Genomic DNA, 21298 nt, shown 5'->3' on the forward strand with positions numbered 1-21298 from the left:
CTAGTGGCCGAGGTGGACGAAACCCGCCCAGGCCTCGACTCGGCTCAGGGCGTCCCCCGCTTCGCCGAGTTGCCGGCGCAGTGCGGAGGGCATGGCCGGCGGTGGTGTGCGGCCAGGGTCGAGCATCCACAGCTGGGCTCGGCGAAGCGCCTCCCAGGCCGAAAGCCGGTGGTCCATCAGGAAGTGGTGGAACATGAACATCAGCACGCTGGTGGTCTCGTCCGGGACCGCCCACTGGGTGGACACAACGGTGCGGGCACCGCCGGTCAGAAAGGCGGTACCGAGGCTGTACGCCTCGTCGTAGCCGTATGCGGAGACGCCGGTGTGGCAGGCGGCCAGCACGACCAGCGCGATTCTCCGATCGGCCTGCCGGGCGAGCAGGGGCACGATCTCGTCGGCGGCCAGGGTTTCGCCGTCGGCCAGCACCAGATGGGCGCCGATCGCCCCGGATCCGGTCTCGACGACACCGTGGCAGGCCAGGTGCAGCACGCCGCCCGCACCGAGTTCGTCCCCTGCCAGCCAGTCGCGGACCTGGTGGGCGGTGCCGGGGCCCCACCGGCTTGGCGTGCCGTTCGGCCGGGTGCCCACATAGCGGCCAGCACGGTAATACGACTCGTGGACGGCATACGCCTCAGCGCGGGCGCCACGCAGCGGCGCGGTCACACCGCCGGTGTCCGGATCACCGACGACGAGGGCGACCGGCCTCGGGCTCACCGGGGCCAGCTTCGCGGTGCGGCAGAGCATCCGGGCGGATCCGGCCAGCGAGAACGCCGCCTCGGACAGCGCGTAGCCGCCCCCTGGGCGTCGGGCGGCGTGCCAGGGTACGAGTGCGAGTTCTCCCACCGGGATCAGGTAGAGCCGATACGTCCGCCGGCCGGCCGGGCGCGGAAGGAACCTGATGTACTCGTCGAGCAGCGGTCCAACGACGGCGTTCCACGCCCACGCACACAGCGCGTCGAGGACTCCGCCGAACTCCGGTGGGCCCCCGGCCGGCTCGACCTCGCGCGGCGATCGGGACAGGGTCCCGAGATACTCCGCCAGTCGCCCCGTTCCCTCCGCCTTCAGCCCGTCCCCGAGCCGGATGTAGCCGGGATCGCCGCGCGACGGGACGACCACCGCGTGACCCGCGGAGCTCCCGGTCGCCGGAACGAGGTAGACCAGGGCGTCGGCGTCCAGGTCGCGCAGCGCTGCCGAGATCTCCGCCGCGCTGGGTGAGCTGAGCCCATCCGTGGTGTGCGCGATCACGGACAGCACCTCCCGGCGCAGGTCGTCGAGTGGGGGATCCGGCTCACCGGACGCGGCCCGGCGACGCCAGCGCTCGGCCAGATCCACTCGCCCGGCCTCCTCGAGGCGGTCTGTCACCTGGCTGAACTCGGCCGCGGCGAACAACATCAGGCCGCGGCCCGACTCCAGGGCGCGGATCGCCGCCTCCGGGTCGTGGCCCGTCAGGCACGCGTACGCGGTGGCGAGGGACTGCCGGGCCGCGAGACGCGCTGCCGTGAGCGCCACGTGCGGATCGTCTTCGAGGAGCACCTGCCACACACGCTGACGCAGGCCATCTGCCGCGATCAGGTGTGCGGCCGCCTGACCCCGGCGATCGTCGACCCGGAAGCGCAGCGAGCTGATGACCGCCCAATCGGGGTGCGTCGGCCCGCCGGCGATCTTCCGGGCCTCCTCCAACGCGGCCACGGCGTCGTCCAGCAGTGCGACGTCCGCCGTGATCTCGACGTGCTGGATCATCGCGGTGGCCAGCCAGGTCAGGCTCAGCACTCGGGCCGGATCGGCCGGCCCGCCCAGCCGCAGCGACTGCTCGAAATGCCGGATCGCCGCCTCGATCCCGCCGACTTCCCGCCGCGCGGCCTGGTTCAGCCGCTCCTGGCCGAGGACGAGGTGGAAGATGGCGCTGTAGGCGGGCAGCATGTCCGCACGTGCGGCCAGGCGTTCCAGCAGAGTGATCTCCGCAGGCTCGAGCACGGACGCGACATCGTCCCCCAGGAGCAACGACGCCTGGTATGCCCGCGCTACGGCCAACATCCACACCGCCAGGTCGTCCGGGTCCAGGCCTGGCCGGGACAGCGGCGCCGGCCGCGCCAGGATCCGTGCCGTCAGGTCGCGGGCCCCCGCCTCGTTACCTCGCGCTCTCGCGGCCTTGAGCGAGCAGACCTCCTGCAACATCTCGGCTGCCTGGCGTCGGCTTGCGGAGTCCGTGCCGGGCATGTCCAAGCGGGAGAGGTCGAAACCCGCCCGCCCGATCGCCGACACCCGGCCATCGAGCCCGGCACGCGCGAACGCGAGCGCGTCCTGAAGCGAGGACAGCGCCTCGGGACTGACCATCCCGAAGATGCCCCCGATGTCCGGACCGGACTCAGGATCCACGTCGTCTCCCCAGCGAGAGTTCCCCCACCAACCTGACGGACGGTCGGCGGCTGACGACAGCAGCTCGGGGTACTCGCGAACAACGTGGCACTCGTCGGCGCACGAGCGGGTGAACACCCACGCGGGAGCGGTGGCGAGCAGGCCGCGCCCCACGGTCGGCCAGCCTGGGATCGTGTCCCACCGGGCCAGCCCCCGCGAGGGCGTATCAGCAGGTGACGTTGACGGTCGCGGTCGCCTGGAACGACACGTGCACGTGGTCCATGTGGTTGGCCGTGGGACTACCCCGGTCCTCCATCGCCGACCAGCCGCTGCCGTCGTTGTAGCGCTGGCGCCAGATCACGTAGGTGACGCCGAACGCCCGGCGGTTGGCCAGCACGTAGTCGGCCAGCGCGTTGCCGGTGGCGGGATCGACCATGAAGTCCAGCGCCAGGCCGGCGGGGTGGTCACCGGAGCCGCCCCGGCCGGCGGCGCCGCCGATGTCGGTGACGCCGAACTTGCCCGCGACGTGGTGACCCACCTGCGCCGCATGCGGCTTGACTCCGTCCAGGGTGGTCGGACAGGGCGGCGGCGGTGGGGGCGGCGTGGTGGTCTGGGGTGGCGTCGTGGTCACCGGAGGCTCCGTGGTGGTCGCCGGAGGCAGCGACGGCGGCGGCGCCGTGGTCGATGACGTGACAGGCCGCGAGTCTTGGCTGACGGGGGTCGACGAGGCGGCCAGGAGGGCGGCTGCTCCGGCTGGATCGACCGGCTGGTCCGAAACGCGGACGACCCAGAAGGTCCCGACCAAGCCCGCGGTGAGGGTGGCGGCGACGGCGATGGGCAACTTGCGGCTGGCTGTCGGCTTCGTTCTATGTCGGCCCGGCATTCGGGAACACCTTGCGTCGGGGACGGGGCATGTTCACACGGCGGGCCATGTTACGAAATGAGCACGAGAACGTCACAGGCGGGTGTTGATGCTCACATTTCCGCTGGTGAAAGCATTGTTGGCGAAAGCAACGGCTCTGCGGGGTCGCGGGTGGTCACATCGCACCGTCCGTCGAGGTCACCGGCCCCGGCACACCGCCGAGGCCGAGTGCGGCGCCGGCCAGTTCCGCCACGTCGGTCTCGGTCAGTGGAGACAGCCGGATCACCGCGCCACTGGCACCGGGCGGCGGACGGTAGGCAGCGCCCAGGACCGCGGCACCGGACAGGTCCTCGGCCCGATAGGTGACCACCAGGGCGAACTGATCGGACAGGTCGCGGGCGAGCAGCAGGAGCAGCTCACGGGTCGCGTCGTCGACCCAGTGCAGGTCCTCGACGACCATGACCATCCGGCCGATCGACGCCACCACCGAGCGCACGGCCTGGAGCAGCTGATGGCGGGCCGCACCCGGACCCTCCGGTGTGGACGGTGCCGGCGGCAGGCGGTCGGCCAGGTCGGGCAGCAGCGGGGCCAGCGCACCGGCCGTCGCCGGAAGGCCGGCGCCCAGCCACGGGCCGACCTCGCCGAGCGCGTTCACCACCGGTCCGTAGGCAGAGGCTCGCGCAGCGAGTGGCAGAAACCGGTGACCACCCGCCACCCTCAGCCCTCAGGGTCGCGGTGGCCTCGCGCACCAGCCGGGACTTCCCCATGCCGACGTCAGCGTCATCGACGACGGGCTCAGCGACGACGAGTTCGCCCGCATCGAGAAGGCCTTCGGCTTCCAGTTCGCTGATGACCATCGAGCATTCCTGGCCGCCGGACTGCCCGTCAATTCAGCTGCCGCCACCAGTTCGCAGCCCTGGCCCGACTGGCGGCATCATGATCACGACGAGCTCCGCAGCCGCCTCGAGCGGCCGGTCGACGGTGTCCTGTTCGACGTCGAGAACAACCAGTTCTGGGCCAAGTCGTGGGGGAAACGCCCCGACCGGGCCGAACAGGCGACCGAGATCGCGCGACGGGCTCTGGCGCAAGCGCCGGCCATGATCCCGATCTACGGGCACCGATACCTTCCGGCAGGCACAGGAACCTACGGCCATCCCGTGCTTTCCATGTGGCAGACCGACATCATCTACTACGGCCTCGACATCGCCGACTACATCGACCGCGAATTCGCCAACGCCGACCGGTTCCCAGACGGGGCGTCCTGGAATCCGCAAGCCACCGTGACGTTCTGGAAAGACCTGGTCTGAGCTCAAGACCGCCGAATCTTCACAGAACCTCCCCACAACCCGGCCAACGCTTTCGGTGAGCCGGCCGTCTTCCGGTCATGTTCACCACATGGGTCGAGAACTTCGAGGCCGAAGCCGCGCGCCGGAAGCAAATGGGTGACCCCGACTGGACCGTCGGCGCCCGGCTGCACCCCGACGTCGTCAGGAGCGTGCAACGGTTCCAGGTCGGCGAGTCCGGCGACGGCGCCAACCTCATCGCCAAGGCTGGCGGCGGAACGTACGGCGCGGCGGTGCGGTTGTTCGTCGCCGAGGAGCAGAACCACGCGCGGATGCTGGAGCATCTGCTGCGGGCGGCCGGCCAGCCGACGATCAGTTCGCATTGGACGGACGCGGTGTTCGTGCGGTTGCGTCGTGCGCTGGGACTGCGACTGGAGCTGATGGTGCTGCTCATCGCGGAAACCGTTGCGCTGCGGTACTACCGGGCGTTGCGGGACGGCAGCCGGGACCCGCTCACCGCTGCTGTCGCGGATCGGATTCTGCGGGACGAGGAGCGGCACGTTCCGTTCCACCAAGCCCGGCTCGGCCGGGTTCGCCTGCCCGCACGGGCGTTCTGGTGGCTGCTGTTCGCCGGGGCCGTGGTGACGGTCGCGCATGATCACGCGCCGGGGTTGCGGCAGCTCGGCCTCGGGCCGTGGCAGTTCGTCGTGCAGACGCTCGAAATCGTTCGACGGCAAGGAATCATGGGCGGCGACTCGCAGCCAGAGCGAACAGAGACTTCGACGCGGCCCTAGATCCGTTTCCGCAGCGCCTCGGTCACCTGCGCTCCGATCTCCGGCGTCATCCGCCCGGTCAGCTCGAACCCGAGCTGGCCGGCGACGTCACGGGCGTGCAGGTCGACCGCGGCCTCCACCAGATCCGCGTACACCCCGACCGCGCGCCGAATCCGCCGCCCCGACACCACCAGCGCCCACACCCCGGGCACAAGGGCAGGCCACCAGTAGACGCCCACGGCCAGACAAGCCAAGCCCCACACCGGAGTCCTGGCGGCGGACGCACACCGTTCCTGGACCGTCGTCACCTCGGCGCGCACCGGATCCGGCAGCACCAGCCACAACCGCGGCCACAGCGTGGTCAGGTCGAGCCCGGTCCGCCGGACCCGGTCGTCCACGCCCCGCAGCCGGTCACCGGCCCACGTCGGGCAGGCCGGCTCGATCTCGGCGATCCCGTCCCGCCGCAACACCGCCCGCCGCGCCCTGGCCTTCGCCTTCCGGTTCGACCGATCCGCCAGCACCGCCTTGACCGCGGCCTCCGCCTTCCCCGACGCTCGCCGCCACCTCCAGCGCCGGAGAGCTGCCAACGGCGTGCCCGTCGCGCCCCAGGCCGCGATCACCACGCCACCCAGTGCGGTCACCGTCAACCCGACCGCGGCCGTGGCCGCGAGGAACCCGGCCGCGGCCCACACGAGTGCGGGCCCGGTCGAGACCACCATGACCCGTCTCTGCAGCAAGGCGAAGTCGAGCGCGTGCGAGTGACCGAGCACCACCGCCACCGACACCAGAGCAACGAACACCGCGGCGGGCAACGCGAGCGCGGACGCCCAGCGCGTGGCCAGGCTCTTCCCGAGCTCGGTGAGGAACGTGGTCACAGGTCGACCTTGATCTCGCGGAACCGCAACCCGGTCAGCGCACACGACGGTCGCTCATCCAACGCAGAACGCGTGCACGCGTCCGTCGGGCACACGAACGCCGTCACCGTCACGCCCCGCGCTCCCTTCCACGGCTCGAACCCGCGCGGTCGCCGCGTCAGGTTGTCGATGCCGTTGCGGGCGAAGGCGTCGTCGAGCAGGTCGAGGTCCACTTCGGACACTTCACCGCCCGACGCTCCGGCCGCGACTCTGGCCAGGACGTCCGCGACGCCATACCGGGAGGCGCGTTCGGTGAGCGCCTCGCCCGACTGCTCGCACAGGGCCTCGACCCGGGTCTTCGCTGCCATGCCGATCTCCGAACTCCCCTCGCCACGATCGCGATCACGCTACCGTGGACGGGACGGATCAGGGGGCTGCTCGTGTACGACGACGTCCGGACGGTGGTCGAGGAGTTCGAGTACACCGGCGACATCGAGGCGCTGCTCACCGCCGACCTGCCGCCACCGCACGAGTGTCCGCCTCACCTGCTGACGCACCTCGCGCAGGCGCACTGGTACCAGTTCCAGGCGCAGAGCGGGTTTCTCGGCCTGATCGACCGGGAGATCGCGACGGACATCGCCGGACGGCCTGGCGACCCGGTGGTCGCCGCGGTCAGGCTGATGCCGGAGTACGCCGCGTTGGCTGCGGCGTACGAGGAGTTCCTGGACTACCAGGACAGCGGCTCGCTGACGTTCCTGGCCAACGCCTGCACGACGTTGATCGACGCGGTCGGCGACGAGCGGATGAAGGCCGCGATGACCGCCGACCACGCCAAGTTCCTGCTGCTGCTCGACGAACTCAACGGCACGGCCACCTACCGTGACATCGCGGTCCAGGGGATGAACTGGGTTCTCCAGCACACCCCGCGGGACGATCCGCAACGCGCCCGCAGGCACCTCGACCGGGCCCGCGCTCTGATCACCGCGGGCCGCCGGCCGGGTGAGGTGCTCGCCGACTATCGCGAGGCCGCCCGGCTGGCGTTGCGCGAACGCCCGGTGTGGCGCGACATCCTGCTCGAACTCGCCCAGTACCAGTACGACCTCTACGCGAACGGCGGGCCGGCGATCCACCTGTGCGGCGCACTGGCCACCAGCCGCGATCTCGCCGACGCGTTGGAACGGGACTTCGGCAACGTCAACACGCTGCCCGCGCTCGCCCAGGTCGAACAGGAGGTCAGCCACCGGGTCAGCCCCTCGGTCGCGCGGTTTCTGCTGACGTGCCACCGCGATCCCGGCGTGCTCCAGGCCCAGCAGGACCTCGTCGCGGACCTGAAACGGCGGCAGGTCACCGGCGACGTGCTCGTCGGGCGGCGTGACGAGGCGTGGATCCTCGCCGTCGGGCTGCCGCTCGACCACGAAGGCAGGATCGACGCCCTGCTCGATCTCTACCACGCCGACATCGACCTGTGGGAGATCGCCGGCGACACCGACGCCGCGACGTTCGCCTACGACGCGGTGACCGAAGCGCTGCTCACGACATCGCCGGACGACCTGCACCGGGCCAGGCTGCTGCGGGCCTTCTCCCACTGCGCCGGCGTCGCCGCGCTCCGCACCGGTTCCGCCTACGAGGCCCGGCTGGGTGTCGACGCGGCCCGCACCGCGCTCGAGCTGCCGGTCACCGACGCCTATCAACGCCCGCTGCGGCTTTCGGCGCTGGGCTCGGCGCTGATCACCCAGTTCAAGCTCGGCGGCAACCCCGCGGCCGGTCAGGAAGCGGTCACCGCGGTGGAGGAGGCCATCGCGCTGACGCAACCCGGCGACGAGAACCTGCCGGTGCGCTGGACGACGCTGTCGACGGCGGCCCAGGAGGTCGCGGAGACGACTCGTGACCACGCCATGTTCGCCAAATCCGTGAACGCGGGCGCGCAGGCCGTGGCCACCATCCCGGCGGACGACGTGCGCCGGATCGGGATGCTCTACAACTACGCCGCCGCCGTACAGGTCCAGGCGGTCTGCACCGAGGTGACGGACGCGGAACCGTTCCGTGAAGCCGAACGCGCCTATCGCGCCGCACTCGCGCTCGTCGGGCCGGCACACCCCGACGTCCCACGCATCGAGAGCACGATCGCCGACCTGCTCTACTACCGCTACCAGCAGTGCGGCGACCTGGACGCGCTCGACGACTCGCTCGAGCTGGCCCAGAAAGCGGTGAGCGAGACACCGCAGGATCACCACTGGTGGCCGAACCGGGCGTTCGCACTCGCGCGGTCGGCTCGTGAGCTGGCGAAGTTCGGCGGGCCCCGCGCCGACGAGCTGCGCCAACTCGCGATCACGCACTACCGGGCGGTCGGCGCGCACCCGGCGAGCGGAAGCTTCCGCCTGCAGTCCGAACAGGCGCAGGCCGCCATGCTCGCCGAGGCGGACCCGACGACCTGGCTGGCCGCCCAGGAACGCGTGATCGCCGCCATCCCCGCGTCGGTCAGCCGGGCGTTGCCGGGTGACCGCAGGATGGCGGCCGTACGGCAGCTCGACGGCCTCGCCGACCGGGTGGTGGACGCGGGCGTGCGGTCCGGTCAGCTCGGTCGCGCGGTGGAGCTGGTCGAACGGTGCCGCGGTGTGCTGTTCGGTGACGCGTGGGGCATCCGCCGCGGCTGGGCCCGGTTGCGGGAGGTCGCGCCGCGGTACGCCGAGAAGCTCGCCGATGTCGAGCAGAAGCTGGGTTCCGCGGACTCGCACGTCGAGATCGCCGAGTTCCACGTCGAGGTGAGCTTCCGCGACAAGACCTCCAGCCGCCGGTGGGATCCGCGTCCGCAGGCCGTCGAGCAGATCCGGCAGCTCGCCGCGGAACGGGATAGGTTGCTGGGCCAGATCCGTTCCCTGCCCGGATTCGAGGACCTGCTCACGCCTTTGACGCTCGACGAGTTGCGCACGCGGCTGAACGGGCACACCGCGGTGGTGGTCAGCGCCGCCGGCACGGCGCTCGTGATTCCGGCCGACCACCGGGATCCCGTGTTCGCCGTGCCGTTGCGAATGACCGAGACCGCCGCCCGTGGCCAGGTGCGCAAGCTCCGCGCGGCGCTGGCCGACGTGAAGGACCCGGCGTGCTCGTTCGACCGGCGTGAGCAGGCCCAGCTGGACGTGCACGCCGTGCTGGAGTGGCTGTGGGACACCACAGCGGGTCCGGTGCTGGAACGGATCACGGCGTCACGGCTGTGGTGGTGCCCGGTCGGCATCGCCGCTCAGCTGCCGTTGCACGCGGCGGGCCGTCATCGTGCCGGTATCAGCGTGTTCGACCGCGTCGTCTCGTCCTACACGCCCTCGCTCACCGCGTTGGCCGACACGTTGTCCACGCACTGGCCCCGCCGCTCCCGCCCCACCGCGCTCGTCGTCGGCGTCGGCGACGGCGTGCCCGCGCTCCCGAACGCCCGCACCGAGGCCGAGCTGGTGGCCGGGTTGGTGCCCGGCTCGACCGTCCTGCTGGACTCCGCCGCTTCCGCCCAGGCCATCACGAACGGCCTGCACGAGCACACGATCGCTCACTTCGCCTGCCACGGCCGGGCGGTCAGCTCCGCCAAGCACCCCGGCCAGGGCGGTTTGGTGCTGTCCGAGGGCAACGGCATGTTCGTGCCGGCGTTCGTGCGCGACCTGCGGATCACTCAGGCACAACTGGCCTTCCTGTCCGCGTGCGACACCGCCGGTCCCGATCCCGCCCTGGTCGACGAGCCGCTGAACCTGGCCTCGGCGTTCCACCTCGCGGGCTTCCGCGGTGTCATCGGCACGTTGTGGCACACCGCCGACAGCGCCGAGACCGCCTCCGCCGTCTACTCGACGCTGACCGCGGGTGGCACCCGGCCGGCCGACACGGCCGCGACGGCGTTCGCGCTCAACGAGACGTTGCGGCGCATGCGAGACGCCTATCCGGCCGTGCCGACCCGATGGGCGGCTCATGTGCACGTCGGTGACTAGAACGCGCCCGCGCCTGGTGAGCGGGTTCAGTAGACGCGCACGCCGTAGGCGTTCAACGCCTCGACCACGGGCTGGAAGAACGTCGTTCCGCCGCTGGAGCAGTTGCCGCTGCCGCCCGAGGTGAGACCGAGCGCGGTGTTGCCGGCGAACAGGGAACCGCCGCTGTCACCGCCTTCGGCGCACACGGTGGTCCTGATCAATCCGTACACCGTGGTGCCGTCGCTGTAGTTCACGGTCACGTTGAGCCCGGTCACCTGGCCCGTGCGGAACCCGGTCGTGCTCCCGCTGCGCCCGACCGACTGGCCCACGTACGGGTCGGCGGCGTTGGCGATGTCACGGGTGGTGCCGTTGTAGAGGTTCACCGCGCCGGGCCGCGCGATGCCGGACGTGTAGCGGATGAGGGCGTAGTCGTTGCCGGGGAAGCTGCTGCCCTCGCGCGTGCCGATCACTTGGCCTCCGGCGGCCGACCAGGTGGCCGCCGCGTTGCCGCAGTGGCCCGCGGTCAGGAACCACGCGGTGCTGCTGCCCGGCCGGTTCACGTTGAACCCGAGCGAACAGCGGTAGGGGCCGCCGTAGATGGCGTCGCCGCCGGTGATCGTCGTGGTGAACGCGCCGGGTACGTGTTCGAGTCGTGCGGTGTCCCCGAGCCCGGCGAGCACGCCGCGCAGGGTCGCGAGCTTCTCACCGGTCACCGTGCTGTCGGCGGACACGAGGACCTGGTTCGTCCTCGGGTCGATCCCCCACGACGTGCCGGGGATCGCCGCGGACCGCTCCAGCTTCTCGGTCGCGGCCTTCAGCACCGCGGCGCCGCGGGTGACGAACCGGGGCACGGCGCCGGCGGCACGGACGGCGTGAGCGGTCTCGGTGTCGGTCACCGCGACGACGAGCCTGCCTGTCGCGGAGTCCTGGTAGGCCCCCGCCGTGCGGTCGCCCAGCCGGTCGGCGACCGCGGTGGCGAGATCGGTGGTGGCTTCCGCCGCGACGCCGGCGGAAGCGGGCGGGGTGAGAGCGGCGCCCAGCACCAGAGTGGCTGTCAGGGCGGCGAGACGGAGTTTCATCAGGATCCTCCTTGGTGCAGGAGAACACGTCTTTTCTAGGCGTGCCAAGGAAAAGACCTCACTACAGGTCACCCGTGAGAGCGCGACCACACCTCGAGTCTACGACCGGTCCGTCTGCCCGGATTACGGCGAACGCCGCAACCGGCGCCTGACAGCTCAGTCTGTCCGTTCTTGTCAACGATCGGTCGAGATCGTCCACATCGGACGGTTCCGGCCCCTTGCGCCGTTCACTCCCGGTACGCCTGCTGACCGAGTGCTCGGGTGACTCCGAGCGCCGCGGTGCGCACGGCCGCCGCGAGCGCCTTCACGTTGGTGGACGAGCGCACGACGAGCGCGAGTGAGGCGCGCAGACCGCCGTCCGGTCCGAAGATCGGAGCCGCGACGGACGCCGCGCCGACGGTCATCTCCTCCAGGGAGTAGGCGAGCTTGTCGCGGCGGACCTGGTGCAGCGTCCGCGCGAGCACTCCGGGGAGGGTGATCGTGTGCGGAGTGCACGCCCGCAGGCCCTCGGAGGCCACCTGCGTCAGCAGCTCCGGCTCGGAGAACGCCAGGATGATCTTGCCCACGCCGGTGGCGTGCAGCGGCAGGTGACCGCCGACCTCGGTCAGCGTGCCGACCGACTGGTTGCCGGACAGCTTGTCGAGGTAGAGGGCATTGGTGCCGTCCCGCACCGCCAGCTGCACGTTCTCGTGCGTCGCCTCGTAGAGGTCTTCCATGTACGGCATGGCGACCGCGCGCAGGTCACGATGCCGGGGTGCGAGCGCGCCGACGTTCCACAGCCGGAGCCCGATCTGGAACCGGCCGTCGGGCAGTCGTTCCAGCGCGCCCCAGGTGACCAGCTCCCCCGCCAGCCGGTGCGCCGTCGCGACGGGGAGGTTCGAGGCTTCGGCGAGCTCGCTGAGCGTGAGCTGCGGCCGTGCCGAGGAGAACGCGGCCAGCATCGACAGCAGCCGGTCGGCCGTGGTCCGGCCCGCCTCGCGGGTGTTGCCTCCCATGCGCACAGCCTCCCGTCACCGGAACAAGATCACCACTCCCGCGGAGGTGACGACGGCGACGGCCAGCGCCGCGAGGCCGAACCATCGCGGGTTGCGGCCCCAGGGTGTCCTGGCGTCCACCGCGTAGCGGCCGGCACCGGTGAAGAGCAGTGCGAAAGCCACCACCGCGAGAACGAGCTGGAACTCGAAACCGTCCTTCGTGCCGCTGAGGAAGAAGCCCGTGGGAGCGCGGACGTACACGATGTTCAACGCGACGCCGAGCAGTGCCGCACTCCCCAGTGGGGTGAGGAAGCCCAACAGCAGCAACAGGCTTCCGCCGGTCTCGCTCAGCGCGGTCACCCAGGCCAGCAGGTCTGTGCCCCTGGCGAAGCCGTATCCGGTGAGGGTCTGGGCGAAGCCGCCGATGCCCGAACCGCCGAAGAGCCCGAACAGCTTCTGCAGGCCGTGCGCCCCCACGACCGCGGCCAGGCCCACGCGCAGGACCAGGAGCCCCACGTCCCGGCTGCCTCCCGGTTCGACTTCCGCGGAAGTAATGCTCTTCGCTCGTTCTCGCGCGCTCTCAAAAATCATGGCTTGCCTCCGGGGCGATGTGGAACGTGTACTCGAGTGAGCGCCAGGACCCGTCGACGCCCCGGCCGTCAGGAGCCGGCCCGATGTGCTCGGTGAAGTCGGCCACGAGCCCGTCCTTCACGCCGAAGACGGCGTCACCGCGGCCACCGCTCAGGTCGAGGTACGCGCCGCCTCGGACGAACAGCTGGGTGATGAGCCTGCGGTGCCCTGCCGCCTGGATCAGGAAGTGCACGTGCGGTGCCCGGTAGGGGTGCCTGGCCGCCGCGGCGAGCAGTTCGCCCACCGGGCCGTCGGTGGGAATGGGGTACTCGTGCGGCAGGATCGACCAGCACCGCACCCTGCCGTCGTCGTTGGTGCGGCAGGATCGACCAGCACCGCACCCTGCCGTCGTCGTTGGTGCGGCAGGATCGACCAGCACCGCACCCTGCCGTCGTCGTTGGTGCGGAAGCGCCCGCGCAGCACCGGGCCGTCGAGGTCGGGCAGCTGGACGTCGTAGTAACCGTCCTCATTGGACTGCCAGACGTCCACGACGGCGTCGCCGACGGGGTTTCCCGCCGTGTCCTCGACCCGGACGCCGATCCACAGTGGAGTGCCGGGCAGGCCGCCGGACAGGTCCGCGCCGTCGTCCAGCTCAGGTGGCCCTTCGACGTAGAACGGGCCGAGCACGGCCGAGGGGGTGGTGTCGGGCGTCCGCGAGTTGGCGAGCAGGTCGACCACGCTCGAAACGCCGAGAACGTCGGACAGGAGGATGAACTCCTGCCGGGTGTCGTCGCACGTCTGCCCGGTCCGGGTGAGGAAGTCGATGGCGTACTGCCACTCCTGCTCGGTGACGTCATTGGTGATCACGTAGTCGTGCAGGGTGCGCACGAGATCGGTCAGCAGCCGCCGTCGCCGCGGGTCGGGGGTGGCGTCGAAGCTGGCCACGACCTGGCCGGTCAGCGTGGAGAGGTCCGAGCCCGCGGCTGCCGGGCGCGTGCCTCGCCAGGCCGCTTTCAGCAGCTCCACGAGCTCCGCCCCACTCGGCCGTCGCGGGTGCGGGTACGGCGCGGCCACGGCTGCGGCCGCGGCGGCCTCCAGATCGTCGAACCGCAGGCCGAGCTCGCTCAACGAGGTCGGCGCACCCGCCGAGGTGACGAGGTCGAAGACACCGGTGGCGGCGTCCTCCGCTTGGAGTGCCTTCGCGATGGCAGCCATCACGCCAGGCGTGGCCGGTGCCGTGAAGGCGATCACGTGCGGGAGAAGGACGGTGTGCGTCTCGGCGTGGGGCAGCCCGAACGAGCCTCCGAGCGTGTGGCAGAGCTTGTGGTGCAGACCCATGCCCGTGGAGCCGAGACAGGTCCCGGCCAGCCACGCCGCCCTCAGCAGGCTTTCGCGCGCGGCCTGGTCGGCCGGATCGCGCACGATGACCGGCAAGGCGCGGACGATGCGTTCGACCGCCTCCAGTGCGATCTCCGCGATGTGGTCGTCGCAGTCCTCGGAGTACAGCGCCTCGACCGCGTGAGCCAGCGCGTTCATCGCGCTGGTCACCGACAACCGCACCGGCAGGCCCAGTGTCAGCTCCACGTCGTAAATGACCGTGCCGGGACGGATGCTCTCCGACGACCTCGTCGCCTTCACACCGTCGACGGTCTTCCCCAGCACCGGTGTCATCTCGGAGCCGGCGTAGGTGGTGGGCACGATCACCTGCTCGATGCCCGCCCGCGCGGCCAAGGCCTTGGCGAGTCCCGTCACCGTGCCGCCGCCAACGGCGACCACGCAGTCGACGGCCTGGTCGCGGACCAGCCCCATCACCTGGCCGGAGACCTCGACCGGGGTGTGCTGGGCCGCGCCGTCGAACCGGGCCGCGACCAGCTCGCCCAGCACCGACTCGGCGCGTGCGGCGGCCGCCCCGGCACCGCGCCCGCCCAGCAGCAGGACGCGGTGCCTGCCCAGCCGCTCGATCTCCTCACGCAACTCGCCCAGCGTTCCCGAACCGAAGACCACTCGTACCGAAGCTGATTTCACCCGTGTAGTCGTCACGACGACTCCTCTCAGACCGAGCTGGTGGCGCAGAGCGGAATCCCCGCCGTCGCCGAGCCGAGCAGCCAGGAGCCGCCCTCCTGGTAGAGCAGGTCGACCTCAGGCCCTTGCAGACCGGGAAGTCCCCGCATGACGTCATGTCCCGAGCTCTCCTGCAGGTACGCGAGGTGCCGGTAGCCCTCGGGGAACTCGGCCAGGACGCCGGCGTCGAGGGTGAGCGTCTCGCCGGGCGTGACGACGTCGAGGCGGTCGTGCTCGTAGATCGGCTGACGCCGCACCACCGCCCAGCGGCCGTCCCTGCGTTCGAAGAAGTCGTAGAACCGCCCGGTGCAGGTGACGTCGACGAGCACGTCGATCGAGCCACGCTGGTGGATCTTCATCTTCGTCTGGGCCACCGCGCGGTCACCCGTCACCTCGCTGGTGTGTCCGCCGAGGAAGTGCAGGATCCGCACGCCTGCTTCGAAGCCGCCCTGCTCGCTTCGATGAACCTCTCCGCGGGGCCTTGGAACCAGGTCGCGGTCATCCAGCCGTCGTCGTGCCACACGGACGCGAACCGCGCCCAGTCACCGGCGTCCCGGAACACCACCCAGTTCTCGACGACCTCACGAATCTGCGCTTTGTCGTTCATGCTTTCCCCGTCCCTCATCGGCCTGCTGGCAAGGTGATCTCGTTGTGCGCCTGCCGCCCGCCGGTCACGGCCGCGGCACTGATCGCGGCGAGGAAGCCGACTCCCGCGAACACGTAGAAGCCCCACGGATAAGCGATTCCCGCGGACAGCAGGGCGCCGCCGAGCAACGGTCCGCAGATCGCGCCGAGCCTGCCGACCCCCGCGGTCCAGCCGAGGCCGGTCGCCCGCGCGTGCACGGGGTAGACCCGCTGCGTGTAGGAGTAGACGAGCGCCTGAGCGCTGAAGACGAAGAACCCCGCGGCGAACACGACCGCGTAGACCCCCGCACCGGGCAGCCTGATGCTGAGCAGCGCGAGGAACGCTCCGGCGCCGGCGAACCACGCGATCGTCGAGCCGTGCAGCCCGCGGCGCACGGCCAGTGCGCCCGCGACGATCATGCCGATCACGGCGCCGAGGTTGAGCGTCAGGAGCAGGCCCAGTGCCGCGCCGAGCGGGTATCCGGCCTGTCGCATGATCTGCGGCAGCCACGTGTTGAGGCCGAACACCAGCACCAGGCCGAAGAACGTGGTGACCCAGAACGCCAGCGTCGCCCGCAGCAGCCCACCGGTGAACAGGCTCGCGACGGCGTCACGTCCTGACTTGGCCGGCTCGTCGCGACGCCGCTCGTGGTCTTCCGACTCGGGCAGGTGCCTGGCCATCGCGGGGACGAGCACCAGCGCGGGCAGAGCGCCCACGACAACATCGAGCGCCAGCCGAAGTCCGCGATGAGCACGATTCCCAGCAACGACGTCAGCACGGCGCCGACGTGATATCCGGTCATCACGAAGGTGGCCGCGCTCGCGCCTTTGCCTCGGCTCGCCTGATGTTCGGTCACGCGGGTGATGGCGGAGGGCAGGCAGCCGCCGAGCCCGAGTCCGGCGAGGAACCTCATCAGCCCGAAGAACTCGGCCGACGGCGAGAAGGCGCAGAGCAACGTGAAGACCGAGAAGATCGCCACCGACAGCATGAGCGCTTTGCGGCGTCCGAAGACGTCCGTGATCGTGCCGATCGCGAGTGCGCCGATCGTCATGCCGATCAGCCCCGCCGTCGACACGAGCGACCCGGTCGCCGGCGTCAGTCCCCACACGTGGTCGCTCAGCAGGACCGGAAGCACCACGCCCACGACGACCATGTCGAACCCGTCGAGCATCACCGCGGCCCAGCACAGCGGCCGAACCCATCTGGTGCTCTCTCGCGTCGTGTCCACAAAGGCCTCCGCTTCGTCGGGGGTGCCGCGTTCTCCGGCTGCGGGTCCCGACAGTAGGAACCGCCGCGGCCGGGAGACCAGGTCGCGTTTCCGCCCGGCGGAAACGGCCCGAGATCCGCGATTGTGCGTCCCATGTGGACTCTCTGTGTGTTCGGCGTCACAGTCAGAACCTCAGCCGGATTCTCTCCGTCTTGCGGGACATGAGGAAACTCGCACTCGCCGCAGTCCTGCTGCTGATACCTGTCGCCCCGGCGACCGCATCTCCCGGACTGCGTTTCGAGCCCTGCGCGGACGTTCCCGAAGCCGGGTGCGCCACCCTGCGCGTGCCGGTCGACCGCGCCCGGCCGGACGGCCCGCAGGTCGATCTCAGCGTGGCCCGCCGCGCGGCCGCCGATCCGGACCGGCGCATCGGCGTGCTGATGGTCAACCCGGGCGGTCCCGGCGGGTCCGCGGCGCAGTTCGCGAAGGACGCCCCGAAGCTCTTCAGCGCGGAGATCCTCGCCCGGTTCGACATCGTGGGCTACGACCCCCGCGGCATCGGAGGCAGCAATCCGATCTACTGCGACACCTCGGCCGTGGGACTGCCGCACCCGGCCGGCCGCCCGGACACCCCGGAGCGGTTCGGCGAGCTCGCGGCCTACAACCGCGCACTGACCGAGGACTGCCGCTCCCGCACCGGACCGGTGTTCGACCAGGTCGACGCGCAGAGCGCGGTGCAGGACATGGACGACCTGCGCAAGGCGTTGGGCGAACGCGAGATCACCTACTACGGCATGTCCTACGGCACTCTCTACGGCCAGAAGTACGCCGAGCGGTTCGGCCGCAACGTGCGCGCCATGGTGATCGACAGCGTGGTCGACGCGAGCATCCCGCTTCCCGACCTGATGGAGGCGGGCGCCCGCGCGGGTGAGGACATCTTCGCGGAGTTCGTGCGCTGGTGTGGCGACACCCCGTCGTGTGCCTTGCACGGCAAGGACATCCGCGCCTTGTACGCCGAACTTCGCGCCCGCGCCGCGCGTGGCGACCTGCACGTACCAGACCTGCCGAACCAACCGCTGACGCCCGCAGAGCTCGCGAGCCGCACCGTGCGGCACGGCTACGCACCGGATTTCCCGCGCATGGCCCAGTACTTCGCCACCCTGTCCGCGCAACCGGCCGCGGGCTTCGGTGCCGCCACGGCCAGCCGCCAGAGCTTCGCGGTGCTGTGCCAGGACGTCTCAGGCCATCCGCGCAACGCGGCTGAGGTGGCGGCAGTGGACGCCCGCGTGCGGGCGGCCGCCCCGACGATCCAGGCTTCCCCGATCTGGGACCTCGCGCTGACCAAGTGCGTCGGGTGGCAGGGCCCCGCGCTGAATCCGGCCGCTCCGTGGCAGCCGGTCGAGGCGCCGCAGGTGCTGATGTTGAACTCGCGGCACGACCCTTCGACCGGCTACGAGAACGCGGTGAACGTGCATCGTCAGGCAGGCGGCAAAGCGACGCTGCTGACCTACGACGGCACGGGGCACGGGGTGTACGACCGGACTCCGTGCACCCGCGCGGTCACCGACGCCTACCTGCTGGACCTCACGGTGCCGCGAGACGGCCTGAGCTGCCCTGCCGTCTAGGAACCCTCGAAGGAGTCGATACATTTCATGCGCGACAACTGGAATCCACTGCCGCTGCTGATGACGATCAGCCGACGACCGCCCAGCGCTGGGCCGACATCGGCGATCAGCTGCCGGGCGTGCTGTTCGCGTTCGGCGCGCTGTTCCTGCTGCTGCGGTTCCTCAGCACGGCGGCGCGACGCGGCCCGTACGACGCGGCCGCGCCGAAGGCCCTGTCGAGGTTCGGCTGGTTCTCACTCCTGGGTGGACCTGTCTGCGTCCTCGTCGAGGTCGTGTCGCTGTCGTCGTCGAGCTCCAGCTTCGGCCTGACGGTCGACTGGGCCGAGGAATGGGGAGCGAGGTTCCCCGAGTGGTCCGCCGCCGCGGGTCTCGCCGCACTCGCCTTCGCCTACATCCTGCGCGTGGGAGTGGCTGATCGCCTCGGCGGCGAGCAGCGGCTGGGCCGAACGGGTACTCGCTGAAACGTCCGCTCGCCGCATCCCGACGTCCCCTTACACGCAAGTAGTCGGAGGCGTCATGGCCGCTCCACCCAGTTCCGCCGGCGAGATCGTCCTGCCTCGACCGCAGTGGGGGCCGTACAGCTGGTCGTGGGACCGCTACTTCGACGACGTGCTCGAGCAGGTGCTCACCAGACCCGAGGTGGTCACTCCTCCTGACGACGTGCAGCTCACGCTGGACCTGAGAGAGGTGCTGACCGCGAAGCGCGACGCCATCCGCGCCGACCAGAAGCTGCAGATCGAGCTGATCGACAACCTCACAGCAGGACTCCACGACGCCTTGGTCGAGATGGTCGCCTCACACCCCAAGCAACTCGCTCTGCTCTCCGACTACGTCAGTGTCGCGAGCACCTTGCGCGAGATGATGCCCTCGTTCCGTGATGGACCATTCGACGCGGGCCTCCAGGACTTCTGCGAAGCCATAACGCAGTGGCTCAGCAAACCTGGTTCTCCTCGTCCGGACCTGCCGGCCAGCAGTCGGCTCGGGTTCCTGCCCAGGCCCGGTGTCGTGGATCGCGCACGAGAACTCATCGCCAAGTTGTACGACCAACAGATGTCGGTGCTGAAGCAAGTACAACCGGCGGCACGGGAGAAGCGGCACTTCCGCGCGCTCGAAACGAGCCACGAAGTGCAGAAGCGCGAGCTCGAAGCATCCGTGGAGTCCGCGCTGCTCGCGTTGGTGAACACCGAGTTCAACAAGGCGCGGGAGGCGGCGACCTCCCCCTTCATGCAGGTGTCGAGCTTCGACTCCCTGTGGCAGACCCTGACGACCGAGAAGACCGTGATCACTCCCACGTACTCGCACGTGGACGATCTCGTGCGCGTCCGCGAGGGCAGCATCGGCATCGCGGGGCCTCGCGGAGCGGGCAAGAGCACACTGATCAACTACTTCACGTCGCGCCAGGGACTGCCTGGACGACAACGAGAGACGGACCGCGCACGGCTCGGCGTCCTGGTGTCCGCCCCTGTCGACTACGACGCGCGGGAATTTGTGCTTCACCTGTACGCACAGGTCTGCGAAGCGGTCATCAAGGCGGCCGGCGGCAGTGTGGAAAGGCACGGAGGACCGACCGTCCGCCATCGCGTCCCGCCGAACAACTTCGCGTGGTGGGGAGCGGTCGCCGCGGCCGCCGGCACTGGAGGTGCCGGACTGCTCGCCGTCGCGTTGATTCGACGTCTGACAGCCGTGAGCCGGACTCCTTGGGCCGACGTGGGCGCAGGACTGCTCGTCGTGGGTGTGCTCGCGATATCGGTCTCGCTGATGTTCGCCGGCCGAAGTCCGCTCACCCGGTCTTCGGTGCTGACCACGAGTGTTCCGGCGATGGTCACAACGGCCGGTCTGGTGTTGTTCCTGAGCAACGGCGCCTGGCAGTCGAGCTGGTCGCTGGTCCTCGGTGGCGCCGCACTGCTGGGGCTCGGCGTGATGCTCCTCCTGGATGTGGCGCGCAGGATCCGCATCACGAGCGCCCTCCGGCAGAATCCCCCGGTCCAGGACTCGGTCGTCGAGGCGGCGTTGGAGCGTCGCGACGAGATCCGGACCCAGCAGAGCAACACCGTCGAGCAGTCGGTCACGTTCAAGCTCAACGCCGCCCCGTTGCCTGTGGGCCTCGACGCGGGCGGCAAGCACGGTGTCACGAGACAGGACCGTCCTCAGGGGCATCCCGAACTGGTCGCGAGCCTGCGCGAGTTCCTGACCATCGCTCAGGAAAAGCACAAGATGGTCATCGCCATCGACGAGCTGGACAAGCTCGCCAAGCCGGAGAAGGTCGAGGACTTCCTCAACGACGTCAAGGCCGTCTTCGGCGTCACGGGGTGCTTGTTCCTCGTGTCGGTCTCCGAAGACGCCGCGGCGGGGTTCGAACGCAAGGGCGTGCCGTTCCGCGACGTCTTCGACAGCGCCTTCGACGACGTCATCTCGTTGCCGCACATGAACCTCAGCGCGGCCCGCAGCATTCTCTACGGACTGCTCAACGGATGGACCCAGCCGTTCATCGCGCTCTGCTACGTCACTTCCGGCGGCCTCGCCCGCGACTTGATGCGTTGCGCGCGCGACCTCGTCGGGCACCGGGACGAGGACGACAGGATCGAACTGGGTGAGGCCGCTCTCCTGCTGTACCGCCGCGAAGCTCTCGCCAGGCTGCGCGCGGTCCGGCACGAACTCCTGCGCGTTCCGGACACCTCCCGCTCCACCGACCTCCTCAAGATGATCTCCGGCCGCACGGAGGCCGACGTGACACCCGGCAGGCTCCGCACCCACCACACCGAACTGGTCGAGTGGGCCCAGAACATCCAGGAAGAGGCAGGGCGCCCCGCTGCCAGACTCGCGCTCGAACTCGGCGCGTTCATGTTGTTCGCCTCCACCGTGCTCGAGTTCTTCAGCCCGAAGGACATCGCGCGGCGGCTCAGGGAGGCCGAACAGGAACCGGCGAAGTCGCTCGCCCTTCTGGCCCAGGCCAGGCAGACGTTGGCCACGTGCCCGCAGATGGCGCTCGACGACGTGGCGGCGTTCCGCTCCGCGTGGAAGTTCGACTAGGCCGGAATCTCGGCTGCCCATCCACCCGGTCGGGTGTTTGTGTGGAAGCCCGGAAA

16 protein-coding genes and 2 pseudogenes are annotated in these 21298 nt (G+C 70.3%); 6 read left to right on the top strand and 12 right to left on the bottom strand.

Going from position 1 to position 21298, the window contains the following annotated elements; all coding sequences use genetic code 11:
• From ABZ345_RS05515 to ABZ345_RS05525, 3 genes are all read right to left on the bottom strand, one after another.
• A complete protein-coding gene (locus tag ABZ345_RS05515; protein WP_359843262.1) occupies window positions 1-2529 on the bottom strand; it encodes a CHAT domain-containing protein in 2529 nt (842 codons plus the stop codon).
• Between the two features lie 52 nt (window positions 2530-2581).
• Complete coding sequence (locus ABZ345_RS05520; RefSeq protein ID WP_359843264.1) at window positions 2582-2986, bottom strand: hypothetical protein; 405 nt, start codon at window positions 2984-2986, stop codon at window positions 2582-2584.
• A 406-nt stretch (window positions 2987-3392) separates the two neighbouring features.
• Window positions 3393-3872 (bottom strand): AAA family ATPase, encoded by a 480-nt coding sequence (locus tag ABZ345_RS05525; protein ID WP_359843266.1) that lies wholly within the window; start codon window positions 3870-3872, stop codon window positions 3393-3395.
• Between the two features lie 442 nt (window positions 3873-4314).
• Between ABZ345_RS05525 and ABZ345_RS05530 the strand changes: the two genes are divergently transcribed.
• On the top strand, window positions 4315-4524 hold the full coding sequence (locus ABZ345_RS05530) for a hypothetical protein (RefSeq protein ID WP_359843268.1): 210 nt from the start codon (window positions 4315-4317) through the stop codon (window positions 4522-4524).
• 77 nt (window positions 4525-4601) lie between these two features.
• The gene (locus tag ABZ345_RS05535) at window positions 4602-5294 is read left to right on the top strand and encodes a ferritin-like domain-containing protein (protein ID WP_359843270.1); all 693 of its coding nucleotides are present in this window, start codon (window positions 4602-4604) and stop codon (window positions 5292-5294) included.
• Here ABZ345_RS05535 and ABZ345_RS05540 read toward each other — a convergent pair.
• Entirely contained in the window at window positions 5291-6148 is an 858-nt protein-coding gene (locus ABZ345_RS05540) for a hypothetical protein (RefSeq protein WP_359843272.1), read from the bottom strand. The two genes, ABZ345_RS05535 and ABZ345_RS05540, sit on opposite strands and share 4 nt — an antisense overlap.
• Window positions 6145-6495 carry a hypothetical protein gene (locus ABZ345_RS05545; protein WP_359843274.1) on the bottom strand — a complete coding sequence of 117 codons (351 nt, stop codon included), beginning with the start codon at window positions 6493-6495 and terminating at the stop codon, window positions 6145-6147. Before ABZ345_RS05545 ends, ABZ345_RS05540 begins: the two co-directional genes overlap by 4 nt.
• A 72-nt stretch (window positions 6496-6567) precedes the next feature.
• On the opposite strand from ABZ345_RS05545, the gene ABZ345_RS05550 reads away from it, so the two are divergent.
• On the top strand, window positions 6568-10092 hold the full coding sequence (locus tag ABZ345_RS05550; RefSeq protein ID WP_359843276.1) for a CHAT domain-containing protein: 3525 nt from the start codon (window positions 6568-6570) through the stop codon (window positions 10090-10092).
• 26 nt (window positions 10093-10118) lie between these two features.
• Here the strand turns inward: ABZ345_RS05550 and ABZ345_RS05555 are convergent, their stop codons facing one another.
• The 7 genes and pseudogenes from ABZ345_RS05555 to ABZ345_RS05585 form a co-directional block, all read right to left on the bottom strand.
• Window positions 10119-11150 carry a S1 family peptidase gene (locus ABZ345_RS05555; RefSeq protein WP_359843278.1) on the bottom strand — a complete coding sequence of 344 codons (1032 nt, stop codon included), beginning with the start codon at window positions 11148-11150 and terminating at the stop codon, window positions 10119-10121.
• Between the two features lie 227 nt (window positions 11151-11377).
• Window positions 11378-12145, bottom strand: coding sequence for an IclR family transcriptional regulator (locus ABZ345_RS05560; protein WP_359843280.1), 768 nt, complete (start codon window positions 12143-12145; stop codon window positions 11378-11380).
• Between the two features lie 15 nt (window positions 12146-12160).
• Window positions 12161-12640 carry a DoxX family membrane protein gene (locus ABZ345_RS05565; protein WP_359843282.1) on the bottom strand — a complete coding sequence of 160 codons (480 nt, stop codon included), beginning with the start codon at window positions 12638-12640 and terminating at the stop codon, window positions 12161-12163.
• A gap of 64 nt (window positions 12641-12704) precedes the next feature.
• Window positions 12705-13052 (bottom strand): hypothetical protein, encoded by a 348-nt coding sequence (locus tag ABZ345_RS05570; protein WP_359843284.1) that lies wholly within the window; start codon window positions 13050-13052, stop codon window positions 12705-12707.
• On the bottom strand, window positions 12935-14734 hold the full coding sequence (locus ABZ345_RS05575) for a maleylacetate reductase and hydroxyquinol 1,2-dioxygenase domain-containing protein (protein WP_359843286.1): 1800 nt from the start codon (window positions 14732-14734) through the stop codon (window positions 12935-12937). Before ABZ345_RS05575 ends, ABZ345_RS05570 begins: the two co-directional genes overlap by 118 nt.
• A gap of 11 nt (window positions 14735-14745) precedes the next feature.
• Window positions 14746-15380 (bottom strand): annotated as a pseudogene (locus tag ABZ345_RS05580) (nuclear transport factor 2 family protein).
• Window positions 15377-16551 (bottom strand): annotated as a pseudogene (locus ABZ345_RS05585) (aromatic acid/H+ symport family MFS transporter). The pseudogenes ABZ345_RS05580 and ABZ345_RS05585 overlap by 4 nt, the downstream one beginning before the upstream one ends.
• A gap of 257 nt (window positions 16552-16808) precedes the next feature.
• Between ABZ345_RS05585 and ABZ345_RS05590 the strand changes: the two are divergent.
• The 3 genes from ABZ345_RS05590 (at window position 16809) to ABZ345_RS05600 (ending at window position 21242) form a co-directional block, all read left to right on the top strand.
• Window positions 16809-18212 carry an alpha/beta hydrolase gene (locus tag ABZ345_RS05590; RefSeq protein ID WP_359843288.1) on the top strand — a complete coding sequence of 468 codons (1404 nt, stop codon included), beginning with the start codon at window positions 16809-16811 and terminating at the stop codon, window positions 18210-18212.
• Window positions 18213-18331: 119 nt separating this feature from the next.
• Entirely contained in the window at window positions 18332-18673 is a 342-nt protein-coding gene (locus tag ABZ345_RS05595) for a hypothetical protein (RefSeq protein ID WP_359843290.1), read from the top strand.
• A 55-nt stretch (window positions 18674-18728) separates the two neighbouring features.
• On the top strand, window positions 18729-21242 hold the full coding sequence (locus tag ABZ345_RS05600; protein ID WP_359843292.1) for a hypothetical protein: 2514 nt from the start codon (window positions 18729-18731) through the stop codon (window positions 21240-21242).
• Window positions 21243-21298: the final 56 nt, after the last annotated feature.

Origin of the sequence: Lentzea sp. NPDC005914, assembly GCF_040629405.1 — a bacterium.
GTDB lineage: Bacteria > Actinomycetota > Actinomycetes > Mycobacteriales > Pseudonocardiaceae > Lentzea.